The following is a 15,011-nucleotide window of genomic DNA, read 5'->3' on the forward strand; positions in this document are numbered from 1 at the left end:
CTTTCAAATAAGGCGGCCACTTCCCGCTCCAGCCGCACCACTCCGCATTCACCCACGGTTCGTTCAGCGGCGTGTAAAATCGGGCGACGCCGCCCTCGAGGCGCGCGCCAAGGCGGCGCAAGGCGCCGAGGAGCTGGCGGCGAAGCACGCCCGCTGGCAGCAGCTGGAGCTGCGCCGCAGCGAGCTGCAAACGCTTCTGGCCCGGCTCGGCAAGTTGCAAACGGTGCTGCGCGGCAATGCGTTCGTGGAATTTCTCGCCGAGGAGCAGCTGACGCAAGTAAGCCGCGCCGCCTCCGAGCAGCTCGGCCGCTTGACGCGCCAGCGCTACGCGCTGGAAGTCGACTCCGCAGGCGGCTTCGTCATCCGCGACGACGCCGGCGGCGGCGTCAGGCGGCCCGTCACGACGCTGTCCGGCGGCGAAACGTTCCTGACGTCGCTCGCGCTCGCGCTCGCCTTGTCGGCGCAAATCCAGCTCAAAGGCGAAGTGCCGCTCGAGTTCTTTTTCCTCGACGAAGGGTTCGGCACACTTGACCCGGAGCTGCTTGAGACGGTGATTCATGCACTCGAGAAGCTTCACACCGACAAGCTCGCTGTCGGCGTCATCTCGCACGTGCCCGAGCTGCGGGCCCGTTTGCCGCGCCGTCTTGTCGTCGAGCCGGCGGAGCGTCCGGACGCGGCAGCCGCGTGTTCCACGAGCGGTTGTAGCCAATCCCGCCTTATCGGCGTCAACGACGGGCGATGTGCATAAGTGCCGATGCCGCCTACCGGCACCCGAGCATGCTCGCCATCTTGGCCATAGCAGGCTCCTGCGCCATGGCTGCCATAGCAGGCTCCTGCGCCATGGCTGCCATCACGGCACCCGGCACCGCGGCTGTGCCCGCCATCATGGCCACCTCGGCACCTTTGCTATGCTCGCTATCATGGCCATAGTAGGCTCCCGCACCGTGGCTGCCATCACGGCACCCTGCTTCTCGGCCGTGCCTGGCATAATGGCCACCGCGGCACCTTTGCTATGCTCGCCATCGTGGCCATAGCGAGCTCCCGCGCCATGGCTGCCATCGTGGCCACCGCGGCATCCGCGGCCGTGCCCGCCTACGACAAAAGCCCCCGATCGCACGCGACTGCCGTCACGCCCCGATCGAGGGCTTTTTCCTGTATCCGAACTTTCCCGGCTACGCCGGCGTTACACGCCAACCGGAACTTTCGCCGCTTCTTGCAAAATCATTTTCGCCACGCTGCGGGCGCTCGAGAACGCGCGCTCCGCCAGCTCGCCTTTGCCGACGCAGCCGTCGCCGCAAAAATAAAACGGGACGTTTTCGACGCGGTTCGGCAGCAAGGCGTTGGAAGCGATATTTTTGACGCTGGCGACCATCGCTTTTTTCGACACCCGCTTGACGGCGACCGCCTCGCGCCAGCCCGGGTAGTGCGTGTCGAACAGCGCCTCCATTTGCGCCGTCTTTTGCTCCAAATACGCTTTGCGCTCCTGTTCGCCCTCGAAGTTGTCGCTCAAATACGCGATCCCCTGCAGCAGCTGGCCGCCTTCGGGAACGAGCGTATGGTCCGTCGCCGACACGTCGGTGATGAACATTTTGTTGTCCATGTCGCTGATGTAGCTGAACGGCCTGGCCACGACACGCTCGAGGCCGACATCGTAAACCATAACTTCCGTCGCCGTGTTCCCTTCGTAAGGCGCGACGAACGGCTCCCATGCCGTCCCTTTCAGCAGCTTCACGACTTGCTGCACCGGCATCGCGAACACGACCCGGTCGAACTCCAGCTCGCGCGTCTTCGTCTGCAGCACGAATTTGCGGTCTGCGTAGCGGATTCCGTCCACGCCTTCCTGCAGCGCCACTTCCCAGCGGCCCGACACGGCCAGCTTTTGGCGCAGCTGGTTCGTAATGACGGCCCAGGAGCCGAGAATATAGTTGACCGGCCGCGAGGACAGGAACAGGTTGTGATAATAGTCGCTGATCACATGCCCCGGCACTTTGCGCGCCTCTTCCGGCGTAATGAAGAAATTCGAGCAGACGAGATGCTCCCACAGCTCTTTAACGTCTTCGTCCGCGTTCGATTCGGCCAAATAGTCGCCGAGCGTCGGATAGTTTTTCAATTGGTGAATGTTGGCGATGATGGCCGTAATTTCTCCGACAAAACGGACCTTCTGCATCGTGCTCAGCAGCTCCGTTTTCATCAAATTGATGAAATCGAGCGGCGCTTCCGTCAGCTGCCCGTGCTTCGCATACATGACGCGGCGTTTGTCGACCTGCTTCGACGAGAAAGACAGGCCGAGCTCGCGCTCCAAATTCGAAATCGTATGGCGGTCGATGCCGTAAATCGCATGCGCGCCGTAATTGAGCGTAAAGCCCGCTTTCTCATACGTAAAAGCCCGCCCCCCGAGCTGCGGGCTGCGCTCGAACAAAATTCCTTCGATCCCCGGGTGCTCGGACAAATAAGCGGCTGCGGTTAAACCCGCCAAGCCTCCGCCAATAATCGCTACTTTCATCGTAGTTACCTCCTTCATCGTACGCCAAGGTTCCCAATCGCTTCCAGGCTGATCGGCACGCAACCCGGCCCAAGCCCAGCCCAAATTGCTTTTCAGCATTTCCGTCAAATCGGCGTCTTCCTGCCCGTGCGTGCACCAGGCGAGCAGCGTGCCGGCGTACACCGTCACGAGCAGTTCCACCTTGCGCTCGTCCGGCAGCCAGTGCAGCAAGCTTTCCGCAAGCGCGTCCAGCTCGCGCGGCCGCCGCGAACCGCCTTCCCCTTGCTGCAGGGAAAGGAACATGATGCTGCGGGCCAGCTTCGGATAACGGCTTATATTCGACGCTAAGTCTATAAACAAACGGTTGATATGCGACTCCAGCGACGTTACTTGCGACGGCGGCTGCTTCAGCCATGCTTCGATAATTCTTCTCTGCCTTCCGCCGACCTCGTCCAAAATATCCTCTTTGCTGTTGAAATAATGGTAAAAAGTCCCTTTCGATATGTTGGCGCGGGCAATAATATCGTCGACGGACACTTGCTCGAAGCCGCGTTCTACGAACATTTGCAGCGCGGTTTCGAGCACGGTGTCCCGCTTTTTGCGGGTTGTCGCTCGCATGAACGGACCCATAAGCTACCTCCTGCCGCAGTATCGCTGCTTCTCTTGTTTAGTATATGCCAAAATCGACTGGCAGTCTACGTTAAAATAGACTGCCAGTCGATTTTCCGCCATAGCCTGCCTAATGCGTTTCGGTCACGGCTGTTGTCCGTGCGGACGAGCCTATTTTTGCCCGCACGGTGGCCGTTTGCCCCGGTTTGAATATGGTATCGTAGGAGGTGTCGATTGAGTATGACAAGAGATGACGTGCTTTCACTGTGCATGAGCCATATGCATCGTTACGTCGGCGTGCATACTGCGAACGGAGCGTTTCACGACGGGATCGTAGAAAGCGTGGACGAAACGCATTTGTATTTGGCGGTGCCGATCGGGTGTGAAGGGGAGGACCATCACCGCGCTTTTTTCGGCCCGTATTGGGGCGGTTACTACCCGTACGGGTACGGATTTTCCCGCGGCGACGTTTCTTCCGCCGCGCGCTGCCGCTCGCCGCTTTGCTCGGCCTGTCTCTGCTGCCTTATTATTGACGAACGCGGTCTCAAGTCCTCCGGTCCGTTCGCTGCGGCTTCCCGCCAGGCGGGAAGCTTCTTCTCTTTTGCGGGCAGTTAGCGGGGCGCTTGTACGGCGCAGCTGTAATCGCTATTATTAAAGGTAACAAATCCCACCCTCCGGAGGTACATAGCGATTATGGACTGCATATTTTGCAAAATTATCGAAGGCGCGATTCCATCGAGCAAAATATACGAAACGGACAACGTTCTCGTCTTCCGCGACATTCAGCCGGCCGCGCCCGTACATGCCTTGATCATCCCAAAAAAGCACATCGCCTCGATGAACGACGCCAAGGACGGCGATTTCGCCCTGCTTGGCGAGGTGCTGGCGGCGGCGCAGCATACCGCGCAAGAGCTCGGAGTTGCGGACAGCGGCTACCGGCTTATCAACAACTGCGGGGCGGATGGCGGACAAGTCGTTTTCCACATTCATTTCCACCTGCTTGGCGGCGAGAAGCTCGGTCCGCTCAACGCCAAAGCGTAGCAGAAGCCGCGCCCCATTGGTAAAGATGGGCATAAGTTGACACCCTCTTTCTGGATAACATATAATGAGGGTTGATGATCCGCTTTGTCTTGTCTTGGACGGTCTGTTCGGAGGGAGGGAAAACTGGTGTCAGAAACTCGAGTTCGCAAAAATGAAACTATAGATGCTGCACTTCGTCGCTTTAAGCGCTCCATCGCGAAGGATGGCGTGCTCGCGGAAGTGAAGAAACGCAAGCATTACGAGAAGCCTAGCGTGAAGCGTAAGAAGAAGTCCGAGGCTGCTCGCAAGAGAAAGTTCTAGGAGGCCCTCGATCGATGAGCTTGAGCGAGCGTTTGAACGAAGATATGAAGCAAGCGATGAAGACACAAGACAAGTTTAAACTCTCCGTCATCCGAATGGTTCGCGCCGCGATTAAAAATATTGAAATCGATACGAAGAGAACCCTCGACGATAACGAAGTGCTTGATGTCCTTGGTCGCGAGATCAAACAACGCAAAGATTCCCTCCAGGAATTCGAAAAAGCAGGCCGCGACGACTTGGCTGAAACTGTAAAGGCGGAAATTGCCGTCCTGAACGAGTACATGCCGCAGCAGCTTACCGAGGAAGAAGTCAAGGCGATCGTACAGCAGACCATCCAAGAGACCGGTGCTTCTTCCAAAGCGGACATGGGCAAAGTGATGGGCGCCCTGATGCCGAAAGTGAAGGGACGAGCGGACGGGAAACTGGTTAACCAGCTCGTGCAACAACTGCTTGCTTAATGTGAAATTTTGACCCGAATAAGAGCCTCCGATTCCACCTGATTAGTGGTTTCGGAGGTTCTTTCTTTGTCTTTGCTGCCCACCAATCTGTTGGGGTTTATTCCAGCCCTATAATTGAAAGTGTCCGGATAAGAGACGTCGGGGATGCGCGAATAGAACAAACGGAATTTGGGCGCCGGCGATGACGAAATCGATCAAGGCCAAATGGGCTTCTCTTCTGTTAGCCGCTTCTGTCTTGCGCGGCGTTAAGCACGTAGCGCGTCGTCCGCTTTTGCTGCTTGGCCGGCTGCAGCGCTCCCGCCAACTCGAACCGCTTCAACCATTTTGCCGCGGTGCGCGGGTGGGTGCCTAGTCCGGAAGTCAAATCCGCGGGACGAACGCTTCCTCCTTGCTGCAGAGCGATCCGTGTCACCTGCTGCAACCGCCGCTGCCAAACGTCATCGAAGGCGCCGCCGGCCGCTGTTTGGGCGAGCGACCACCAATGGCCGATCGCCTGCTTGAGCTGGCGCTGGCAGACGAGCGGACGCTGCAGCACTTGGGAGGCCGAGAACCGCAGCAGCAGCCAACCCGACAGGACGAGATCGTTTTGGCGCATCAGGTGATCGTCGAAATCCCCGGGCGTAATGTCGCGGGCGTGCGTCGTAAAACCGTCGATTTCGATGACCAGCTTCATCCCGTTCCGGATATAGACAAAATCGGCGAAGCGCTGGCCTCCTTTGAAATCTTTAAACGGATATTCCGCCTTCAGCCCTGCAAAATCGTACTGGAACGCCGGCCCCCACACTTGCTCGAGGAAGGCTAATTCGGACTTTCCCAGCTTTGCCCGGAACGAGCCGTTCAGCGCAGCGTCTCTTTCGAATTGAGTTACAAACTGTTGGACTAAAACGTTCATGATCAAACCTCCCGGCTGCCACGGACAAAAAAACACCCCGAATCTGCGCCGTAAAGGACGCAAATACTGGGGTGTGCTTCACTCCGCGAGTTGGATTTGGGTTTATTTTACAATGGAATGGAGGGAAGAGGCAAGCGGAATCTTTATGTACTTGTCATGTCGGGTCGCTCGTTATAGGTCCGGGATGAGGGAATAATGACACGCACACAGGTGCCGCGCGGCAAATTGAGCCTAAAATTGGGATATATCGCTGGGGGAGATGCTTTATAGTGGAAATAGAGCTTAATTAAAAGCCGATTTTACGGTTTCAAGGATCGATATGGAGAGCGAAATTAAATTGCTTACAATCCCGAAAGTTGAATTTTTGGCAATTCTATGCCTGATCAAGTGCATTAACGACCATATTCTTAAATTACGGACCCCGCAGACGTTGTTTAACCGAGTTTCATTGAAAAATCGGCTCATAAGACCTCGCTGACCAAACGAGGGAACTTTGGTCGTTGTATAAAGAAACTTAGGTCGCTAAACGTGTGTTTGGACTTTTCCTGCTTTATTTGTGAACGGAAGTACGTTAATCAGCGAACTTGTTCCAAATTGCGATTTTTGAAAGCTAAAACACAGTTGTCGACCGGTCGAGCAAGCAAGCGTTCCTGGCTATACGGTCCCTGATCAACCTGAACAGGTGCTTTAATGACCATATTCTCAAATTACGGACCCCGCAGACGTTGTTTAACCGAGTTTCACTGAAAAATCGGCTCATAAGACTTCGCTGACCAAACGAAGGAACTTTGGTCGTTGTTTAAAGAAACTTAGGTCGCTAAACGTGTGTATGGACTTTTCCTGCTTTATTTGCGAACGGAAATGCGTTAATCAGCGAACTTGTTCCAATTCGTAATTTTGATAGCTTAAAACGCAGTTGTCGACCGGTCGATCGAGCAATCGCTCCCGGATATGCGGTCCCTGATCAACGCCCACCACCCGCGCAACGCACCAACCTACCAACCCACCGACCCACGCCAACAACTCAACAAACCCACCACCCCACAAACCCACCACCCCACAAACCCACCAACCACCACTCCTAACGCCATCCCGCCGCAGCTCCGCTCATATTCGCCCGGTTCCCCGCATACGTTGGTAAAAAGCCTTGCGCTTCGCTCTGGGTCCGCTGTGCCCATATTTGCGTCTATCCACTTTTACGCTGAGGAGGTCCGTCCACCCGATGCGACGCTTGTCCCGAAAATTAAACCAATGGGCCGCCAACATGCTCGATTTGCCGCAAGATGTCGTGCACGACGTTCCCCGCATCACCATGATCGGCAATATGCAAATGTACATCGAAAACCACCGCGGCGTCCTTCATTTCTCGAACGACCGGCTCGAGCTCCGATTGACGCAAGGCAAGCTCGACATTCGCGGCAAAGGGCTCGTCATCCGGGCGATTTGGACCGAAGAGGTGTTCATCGAGGGCACTATCGACGACATTCACTATACGAAATAACAAGGCGGCGGGGAGGGCGGCCAATCCGGCCCAGGCAGCGGACAAGCCGTACCCGACGCGACGCCATCCGATACGGAAGGGGTTACTTGCCATGGAATCGAAAATGATCTCGTTCTTCCGCGGCTACGTCCGCCTGGACGTTACCGGCAAAGGAATCGAGCAGCTGCTGAACAGGGCGGCGGAGCTGCGGTTCACGCTGTGGGACGTCAAAGTGATGGACGAGCACGCCGTTTCGCTCTACATGCTCGTGCCGGACGTGCTCAGGCTGCGGCCGCTGCTGAAGGAAACGCACTGCCGGATGCGGGTGCGGGAGCGTTTCGGGTTCCCGTTCATGACCGGCATGCTGTGGCGGCGCAAATTTTTCGCGGTCGGTCTTGTCGGCTTTATGATCGGCATCTACGTGTTGTCGTCGCTCATTTGGAACGTCAGCATCGAAGGCAACGTGACAATTCCGGAGGCAAAATCGTTCAAGCCGCGCAGGAACTCGGCATCAGGCCGATGCAATGGAAGGGCAAGCTCGGCGAACCGGAAGAGCTGGCGCGCCGGCTGCAGCTGCGGCTGCCGGGCACGGCATGGGTCGGCGTCGAGGTAAACGGCACGCACGTCCGCATCAAAGTGGTCGAAGCGAAGCTGCCCGATCCGCGGCCGCTCGTAGGTCCGCGCCATTTGGTCGCGGCGAAAAACGCCCTCATTACGCAAGTATTCGCCGAAAAAGGGCTGCCGGTCGTGCAGCCGAACAAATACGTGCGCAAAGGCGACATTCTCATTACCGGCATCCTCGGCGACGGCGCGAACCAGCACATGGTGGCGGCTACCGGCGTCGTGCGCGGCCTGGTCTGGTACACGTCAAGCATTGAAGTGCCGATGACGCAAAAGTCGAAAGTGTATACGGGGGAAATCAAGGATAGGCATTACCTCGTGATCGGCAATCGCGGCGTGCAGCTCACCGGTTACGGCAAGATCCCGTTCGGGCAGTACGAAGCCGTCCCTGATCGCACCCAGTGGCATATCGGCCCGTGGCAGCTGCCTCTCGGCTGGATGCGCGAACGGGTATACGCGGTCGATACGGGCGAGCGCGTCATCGACGCCGCCGAGGCGCGAAGCATCGGCCTGCAGCGCGGCCGCGCCGAGACGATTGCCGCTGCGGGGCCGGACGCCGTCATCAAAACGGAAAAAATTTTGCATGAAAAAACGGAGAATGGTAAAGTTTATATGGAAGTTCATTTCGAGGTGGAGGAAAATATCGCCACTGAACTATCGATCGCCCCGTAAGGAGATGGAAGCCTTTTGACGGAAAACGCCCAGCTCATCAAGATCAGCTTGCGCAGCCCTGCCGAAGGACAAGCGCTGTTCGGCCCGCAGGACAAATTTCTTCGTCTCATTGGCAGGGAGACCGGAGCGAGCATTTTTACCCGCGACGAAGAGGTGTCGATTCAGGCCGACCCGCGCATGCTCGGCCCCGTGCAGCAGCTGTTCGAGGTGCTGCTAGAACTGATCCGCAACCAATATACGCTGTCCGAGCGCGACGTGCTGTACGCGATCGAGCTGGCCAAACAAATGAAAGCGGATCAATTGCTCGACATTTTCAAAGGCGAAATTACGACGACGAACAAAGGCAAGCCGATAAAAATCAAGACGATTGGCCAGAAGCAGTACGTCAGCACGATCCGCAAAAAAGATATCGTGTTCGGCATCGGGCCGGCTGGTACGGGCAAAACGTACCTGGCGGTCGTACTCGCCGTTGTCGCGCTCAAGGAAGGCCAGGTCAAACGCATCGTCCTGACCCGCCCGGCCGTCGAAGCCGGCGAAAGCCTCGGCTTCCTGCCCGGCGATTTGCAGGAAAAGGTTGACCCCTATTTGCGCCCATTGTATGATGCTCTTAACGATGTCCTCGGCCCGGAGCAGGTGGCAAAGTCGCTCGAGCGCGGCCTCATCGAAATCGCTCCGCTCGCTTACATGAGGGGCCGCACGCTGGACGATTCGTTCATCATTCTCGATGAAGCGCAAAATACGACGCCCGAGCAAATGAAAATGTTTTTGACACGGCTCGGCTTCGGTTCGAAGATGGTCATTACCGGCGACGTGACGCAGATCGACTTGCCGCGCGGCAAGACGTCCGGTCTCGTCGAGGCGCAGCGCATTTTGCAAGGCATCGAAGAAATCGGCTTCGTCCATTTTGCCGAGACGGACGTCGTCCGCCATTCGCTTGTGCAGAAGATCATCGTGGCCTACAACGAGGACAGGGACATCCCGAGAGAGTAGCAGCCAGCGCATCCTCTGAGAGGACGGTACCGATATGAGCAAGAACGAGATTCAATACCAAGGCAAGACGATTCATTACCGGCTGTTGGGCTGGAAACATAACGCCGCCGTGCGCCTCCTGCTTTATGCGGTGCTGGCGGCGCTGCTGTCGTTCGTCTTCTTTCCGAAGCTCGTTCCGCAGACGTTCGATTTAAAGCTTGGCGGGGTGGCCGACAAGACGATTTATGCGCCGCATCAGGAAGTGGATGCGGCCGCTACGCTTAAAGCGAAGGACGATGCGATGCAGCGCGTGCAGCCGGTGTACGAAGTTGTGCCGATGCGGGGCGACGCGGTCGTCGACGCTTTTTTCGATAAGCTGAATCAAATTAACGCCGACACCGAAGTGAAATTCGAAGACAAGGTCAGCATTTACCGTACCGTGCTGCCGCAAGTGCTGGAAGACAACATTTCGAAAACGGTTAAATCGTACCGCGCCAGCGGCACCTACAACGAAACGCTGCTGGCCGAAATGGAGCGGCAGCTGCGGGAGCAAACGTACCGCATTCCGGAGGAAGCGTTCTTCAAATTCCCGCGGCTGACGAAGGAAGATCTCGCCTCGATGCAGCCGGTCGCCAAAGATATCGTGAGCAAGCTGATGAGCGACCAGCTGCCGCAAGCCCAGACGGCACGGACGAAAGTGGCGGAGCTCGTCTCCACGTCGAACTTGACGAGAGCGTTGTCGCGCGAGCTGGTGCAAGAGCTGGTACGCGCTGCCATTACGCCGAACAAGTTTTACGATGCCAAAGGAACCGAGGACGCCAAGTCGCTGGCGCGCGACAATACGAAGCCGGTGTATATCAATAAAGGCGACGTGCTTGTAAACAAAGGCGAGACGATCAGCCAGGAGCTGTACGACCGGCTCAAGCAAATGGATTTGCTCAAAAACAAATCCAACCATTGGCCCGAGCTCGGCCTGCTCTTGCTCGTCGCCATCATCGTCGTTTTGCTGTATATGTACCACCGCCGGACGAAGGCGCACGTGCACGACAACAATTCGCAGCTGCTGATGCTGACGGTCATTTACGTGCTGAACGCTGCCGTCATGAAAATCGCCGCTTATGGCCAGGCGGAACTGCCGCTGATCGGCTTTTTGGCGCCGACGGCGATGGGCAGCATGCTAATCGCGATCTTGTTCGACGCCACGCTGGCGTTCGGTTCGACGGTCGTGTTCGCCATTATGTCCAGCGTACTGTTCGACACCGATCATTCGCTTCTGTTCGACTTTCGCTACGGGCTGATGACGCTCGTGTCGGGCTGCGCCGGCATTTTCATGATGCAGAAGGCGAGCCAGCGCTCAGCCATCCTGAAGGCCGGCATCGTCATCGCCCTGTGCGCTTCTGCGCTGTCGGCGGCGTTCGTGCTCATGACCGACCGTTTCGCGGAGCGCGACATGGTGCTGACGACGGCGTTCAGCTTCGGCGGCGGGCTGCTTACGGCGGTGCTCGTTCTGGGGCTCTTGCCTTTCTTCGAGGCGGTTTGGGGCATATTGTCGCCGCTGAAGCTCGTGGAGCTGTCCAACCCGAACCATCCGCTGCTGCGCAAGCTGCTGACGGAGACGCCGGGGACGTACCATCACAGCGTCATGGTCGGCAATTTGTCCGAGGCGGCGGCCGTGGCGGTCGGCGCGGACGGCTTGCTATGCCGCGTCGGCTCGTATTATCACGACATCGGCAAGACGAAGCGGCCGAGCTATTTCATCGAAAATCAAACGAACATCGAAAATCCGCACGACCGCATCGACCCCGCTCTCAGCAAATCGATCATCGTCGCTCACGCGCGGGACGGCGTCGACATGCTGAAGGATTACAAAATGCCGAAGGCGATTCGCGACATCGCCGAACAGCATCACGGCACGACGCTGCTGCATTATTTTTATCATAAAGCGAAGCAGCTTGCGGCGGAGGAAGGCCGCGAGGTGACGGAAGAGGAGTTCCGGTATCCCGGGCCGAAGGCGCAGACGAAGGAAGCGGCTATCGTCGGCATCGCCGATTCGGTCGAAGCGGCCGTCCGCTCGCTGCGCAATCCGACGATGGAGCAAATCGATACGATGGTGCGCAAAATCATCAAGTCCCGGCTCGACGACGGCCAGCTCAGCGAATGCGATTTGACGCTCAAAGAGCTGGACACGATCGCCAAAACGCTGAACGAAACGCTGCTCGGCATTTTTCATTCGCGGATCGAATATCCGAGCGATTTGCCGGGCGGCGGCAAGGATAAACCGGCAGAGCCGGTCGCCAAAACAAGTTGAAGGAGTCCGTTCATGAGCCTGAAGTTGGAATGGAGTAACGAGCAAGACGTTTTTGAGATCGAACCGGCCTTTATCGCCAAGCTGGAGGAGCTGCTGCGCATCGCCGGGCAAGAGGAAGGCGTAACGGACGGCGAAGTAGCCTTGACGTTCGTGGACGACGAGCGCATCCATGAGCTGAACCGCGATTACCGCGGCATCGATCGGCCGACGGACGTTCTGTCGTTCGCGATGCGAGAATCCGGCGAGGACGAAATCCGGATCGTGTTCGGCGATGAGGACGAGTACGAAGTCGTCGAGGAGCCGCTGGAAGGCGAAGCAGAGGCGGAGGAGGAAGCCGACGAAGACGATTTCGCCGAGCCGCTCGGCGACATTATTATTTCCGTGCCGCGGGCCATCGCGCAAAGCGAGGAATACGGCCATTCCGTACAGCGCGAGCTCGGGTTCCTGTTCGTGCATGGGTTCCTCCATTTGCTCGGCTACGATCACGACGGCGAGGATCAGGAAAAAGCGATGTTCGGGAAGCAGGAAGCCATCTTGCAAAAAGCGGGGTTGACGCGTTGAATGACGATGGGCGCTGGCGGCCCGGCAAATGGAAGCGCAGCCTGAGGTACGCCTACGAAGGAATACAATACGCCTTGTCGACGCAGGCGAACATGAAGTTTCATTTCGTAGCCGCCTTCGTCGTGCTGCTTGCGGCGCTGGTCGCCCGGCTCAGCCGGACGGATATCCTGTTTCTTCTGCTGGCCGTCACGCTCATGATCGTTACCGAACTTATCAATACGGCCGTCGAGAAGACCGTCGACCTTGCTATGCCGGACCGCCACCCGCTCGCCAAAATCGCCAAAGACGTAGCCGCGGCATCCGTGCTGGTGTCGGCGGTTTTTGCCGTCATGGTGGGGATGATCGTGTTTTACGAACCACTCGACCGGCTCATGCGCAGCGCCCGAGCGGCGCAGGCGGCGCTTTCGCCGGGGACGGTCTGGATCAGTGTCGCGCTCGTGCTGCTGTCCGTCATCGTGATGGCGACGCGCTTTCAGGAGCGCGGCCGGCAAATGCGTCCGAGCTTGTTTACGGCCGTCGCGTTCGCGGCGGCGACATTGATCGCTTTCGCCGCGCGGCCGACTTGGGTAGGGCTTCTCGCTTATTTCATGGCTGTCCTTATCGCCGTCATTTTGTACGACAAAACGACGCGCTCGCTCGGCGCTTGGCGCTCGGCGCTTGTACGGGCATCGGTGTGGCGCTGCTCGCCGGCGCATTGCTACATATCAGTTTCTAGCAAAGGATGATGTCTGTGACTGCAATCCCGATCGATGTGAACGTGTTGCTGCGGCACGCGGCCGAAGCCCGCCAGAAAGCGTATACGCCATATTCGCATTTTCAAGTCGGTGCCGCCCTGCTGGACGCTGACGGCAACGTGCACCACGGCTGCAATGTGGAGAACGCCGCATTCGGCCCGACCAATTGCGCTGAGAGGACAGCTTTGTTCCGGGCTATCGCCGACGGCCATAAGCAGGGGACGTTCCGCGCCATCGCCGTTATTGGCGATACGGACGGCCCGATCTCGCCGTGCGGCGTTTGCCGCCAAGTTATGCTTGAGCTGTGCGCGCCGGATATGCCCGTCATTTTGGGCAACCTACGTGGTGATGTCGTGGAGACGACGGTGGCCGCTTTGCTGCCGGGAGCTTTTTCCGCCGCCGATCTTCACCGCGATGCTACGGGAAAGAAGGATACGAACGAATGAGTGAAACGAAAGCGAAATTCCGCTCCGGGTTCGTCGCCATTATCGGCCGTCCGAACGTCGGCAAATCGACGCTGATGAACCAAATGATCGGGCAGAAGGTCGCCATTATGTCCGACAAACCGCAGACGACGCGCAACAAAATTCACGGCGTTTATACGACCGATGAGGCGCAGATCGTTTTCCTCGATACGCCCGGCATCCATAAGCCGGAATCGAAGCTCGGCGATTACATGATGAAAGCCGCACACAGCACGCTCGGCGAAGTGGAAGCTATCCTGTTCCTGATCGATGTGGCGGCGGGCCTTGGCGGGGGTGACCGTTATATCATCTCGCAGCTGAAAGAAATCGACACGCCGGTCATTCTCGTCATGAACAAAATCGATCAGGTGCAGCCGGAGGCGCTGCTGCCGATCATAACGCAGTATAAAGACTTGTACGATTTTGCCGAAATTGTGCCGATTTCCGCGCTTCAAGGCAACAACGTGGCGACGCTGCTCGAGCAAATTGTCAAATATTTGCCGGAAGGACCGCAGTATTACCCGGCCGATCAAGTAACCGACCATCCCGAGCAGTTCGTCTGCGCGGAGCTCATCCGGGAAAAAATTTTGCATCTCACCCGCGAGGAAGTGCCGCATTCGATCGCCGTCCAGATCGAGGACATGCGCGTGCAGGACAATGGCGTCGTGTACGTCGGGGCCGTCATTTTCGTCGAGCGGGATTCGCAGAAAGGCATCATCATCGGCAAAAAGGGAGCGCTGCTCAAGCAGGTCGGGCAAGAGGCGCGGCGCGATATCGAGACGCTGCTCGGCTCCAAGACGTTCCTCGAGCTGTGGGTTAAGGTGAAGAAAGATTGGCGCAACCGGGAGCAGGTTCTGCGCGACCTCGGCTATAGGCAGGAGTAGACTGCAGCAGGCATGCGGAGCGGAGGATGGCATGCTCCGCTGCGGATTGGCAAGGCTTGCGGAGGAGATAGGCTTACGTCGGCATGCGAAGCGGAGGATGGCATATGGGGGCGGAGGGCGCCTTTAAAGTCGTGTTCCCTCCGCAGCATGGGTTAATGAATGAGGGAACACGACTTTAACGAAGCCGTAGCCCCCATATGCCAATCCGCCACGAAAGCCCAAGCCGGCCAAACCTTGCGCTGCAAACGATTGCCAATCTTTCCTTCGCATAAGGAAGGTTCGGGCGATTCATCCTAAGCATGCAACAGCTAGCGGAAGTGACGACTTGCGCGAAAGGATGAACGCCAGTGAGGGATTTTTCCTGGAAAGTGTTTACGATGACCGGAGATGTGGACGCGTACTTGCTGTATAAGCAAGCAAGCGGCGGACAACAGGGAGAGCCCGATGCGGACGCCCAAGACGGAGAGGAAGACGATACGGATCTTATCAATTTCTGAATAAACAGGTACAATGTCATTATGGGCAGAGCTCATAAT

The 15,011-nt window shown here is 57.5% G+C and carries 15 protein-coding genes and 2 pseudogenes; 14 read left to right on the plus strand and 3 right to left on the minus strand.

Translation table 11 applies throughout. The annotated features are described in order from the left end of the window. Window positions 1-85: 85 nt before the first annotated feature. Window positions 86-705, plus strand: a pseudogene (locus SD70_RS04770) (SbcC/MukB-like Walker B domain-containing protein); the annotation flags it as partial. A gap of 56 nt (window positions 706-761) precedes the next feature. On the opposite strand, the gene SD70_RS39140 reads toward SD70_RS04770, so the two are convergent. Continuing rightward, complete coding sequence (locus SD70_RS39140) at window positions 762-887, minus strand: hypothetical protein (RefSeq protein WP_269432420.1); 126 nt, start codon at window positions 885-887, stop codon at window positions 762-764. A gap of 296 nt (window positions 888-1,183) precedes the next feature. Beyond that, window positions 1,184-3,112: an FAD-dependent oxidoreductase gene (locus SD70_RS04780; RefSeq protein WP_041046172.1), complete on the minus strand. Its 1,929-nt coding sequence runs from the start codon at window positions 3,110-3,112 to the stop codon at window positions 1,184-1,186. 219 nt (window positions 3,113-3,331) lie between these two features. Here SD70_RS04780 and SD70_RS04785 point away from each other — a divergent pair, with 219 nt between their 5' ends. The 4 genes from SD70_RS04785 to SD70_RS04800 all read left to right on the plus strand — a co-directional run bounded on the left by SD70_RS04785 (window position 3,332) and on the right by SD70_RS04800 (window position 4,890). Further along, a complete protein-coding gene (locus tag SD70_RS04785; RefSeq protein ID WP_052487060.1) occupies window positions 3,332-3,706 on the plus strand; it encodes a hypothetical protein in 375 nt (124 codons plus the stop codon). A 78-nt stretch (window positions 3,707-3,784) separates the two neighbouring features. After that, the gene (locus SD70_RS04790; protein WP_041046174.1) at window positions 3,785-4,132 is read left to right on the plus strand and encodes a histidine triad nucleotide-binding protein; all 348 of its coding nucleotides are present in this window, start codon (window positions 3,785-3,787) and stop codon (window positions 4,130-4,132) included. Window positions 4,133-4,258: 126 nt separating this feature from the next. Then, complete coding sequence (gene rpsU, locus SD70_RS04795) at window positions 4,259-4,432, plus strand: 30S ribosomal protein S21 (RefSeq protein ID WP_010491812.1); 174 nt, start codon at window positions 4,259-4,261, stop codon at window positions 4,430-4,432. Window positions 4,433-4,446: 14 nt separating this feature from the next. Then, window positions 4,447-4,890, plus strand: a complete 444-nt coding sequence (locus SD70_RS04800) for a GatB/YqeY domain-containing protein (protein ID WP_041046182.1) — start codon at window positions 4,447-4,449, stop codon at window positions 4,888-4,890. A 220-nt stretch (window positions 4,891-5,110) separates the two neighbouring features. On the opposite strand, the gene SD70_RS32850 is transcribed toward SD70_RS04800, so the two are convergent. Beyond that, a complete protein-coding gene (locus SD70_RS32850) occupies window positions 5,111-5,782 on the minus strand; it encodes a hypothetical protein (RefSeq protein ID WP_052487061.1) in 672 nt (223 codons plus the stop codon). Between the two features lie 1,222 nt (window positions 5,783-7,004). Between SD70_RS32850 and yqfC the strand changes: the two genes are divergently transcribed. The 9 genes and pseudogenes from yqfC (at window position 7,005) to SD70_RS34570 (ending at window position 14,972) form a co-directional block, all read left to right on the plus strand. Continuing rightward, window positions 7,005-7,283: a sporulation protein YqfC gene (gene yqfC, locus SD70_RS04810; protein WP_041046183.1), complete on the plus strand. Its 279-nt coding sequence runs from the start codon at window positions 7,005-7,007 to the stop codon at window positions 7,281-7,283. Window positions 7,284-7,386: 103 nt separating this feature from the next. Continuing rightward, window positions 7,387-8,555 (plus strand): annotated as a pseudogene (yqfD, locus tag SD70_RS04815) (sporulation protein YqfD). A 15-nt stretch (window positions 8,556-8,570) separates the two neighbouring features. Further along, window positions 8,571-9,545, plus strand: coding sequence for a PhoH family protein (locus SD70_RS04820; protein ID WP_041046185.1), 975 nt, complete (start codon window positions 8,571-8,573; stop codon window positions 9,543-9,545). A 34-nt stretch (window positions 9,546-9,579) separates the two neighbouring features. After that, window positions 9,580-11,832 carry an HD family phosphohydrolase gene (locus tag SD70_RS04825; protein WP_041046187.1) on the plus strand — a complete coding sequence of 751 codons (2,253 nt, stop codon included), beginning with the start codon at window positions 9,580-9,582 and terminating at the stop codon, window positions 11,830-11,832. A 12-nt stretch (window positions 11,833-11,844) separates the two neighbouring features. Further along, on the plus strand, window positions 11,845-12,393 hold the full coding sequence (gene ybeY / locus SD70_RS04830) for an rRNA maturation RNase YbeY (protein ID WP_041046189.1): 549 nt from the start codon (window positions 11,845-11,847) through the stop codon (window positions 12,391-12,393). Further along, window positions 12,390-13,118 carry a diacylglycerol kinase family protein gene (locus tag SD70_RS04835; protein WP_197080943.1) on the plus strand — a complete coding sequence of 243 codons (729 nt, stop codon included), beginning with the start codon at window positions 12,390-12,392 and terminating at the stop codon, window positions 13,116-13,118. The genes ybeY and SD70_RS04835 overlap by 4 nt, the downstream gene beginning before the upstream one ends. A 5-nt stretch (window positions 13,119-13,123) precedes the next feature. Further along, window positions 13,124-13,573: a cytidine deaminase gene (locus SD70_RS04840; protein WP_394297940.1), complete on the plus strand. Its 450-nt coding sequence runs from the start codon at window positions 13,124-13,126 to the stop codon at window positions 13,571-13,573. Further along, window positions 13,570-14,475: a GTPase Era gene (gene era, locus SD70_RS04845; RefSeq protein ID WP_041046191.1), complete on the plus strand. Its 906-nt coding sequence runs from the start codon at window positions 13,570-13,572 to the stop codon at window positions 14,473-14,475. Before SD70_RS04840 ends, era begins: the two co-directional genes overlap by 4 nt. Window positions 14,476-14,822: 347 nt before the next feature. Next, window positions 14,823-14,972: a YqzL family protein gene (locus tag SD70_RS34570; protein ID WP_082053141.1), complete on the plus strand. Its 150-nt coding sequence runs from the start codon at window positions 14,823-14,825 to the stop codon at window positions 14,970-14,972. Window positions 14,973-15,011 lie beyond the last annotated feature (39 nt).

It is taken from the genome of Gordoniibacillus kamchatkensis (assembly GCF_000829455.1).
Lineage (GTDB): Bacteria > Bacillota > Bacilli > Paenibacillales > NBRC-103111 > Gordoniibacillus > Gordoniibacillus kamchatkensis.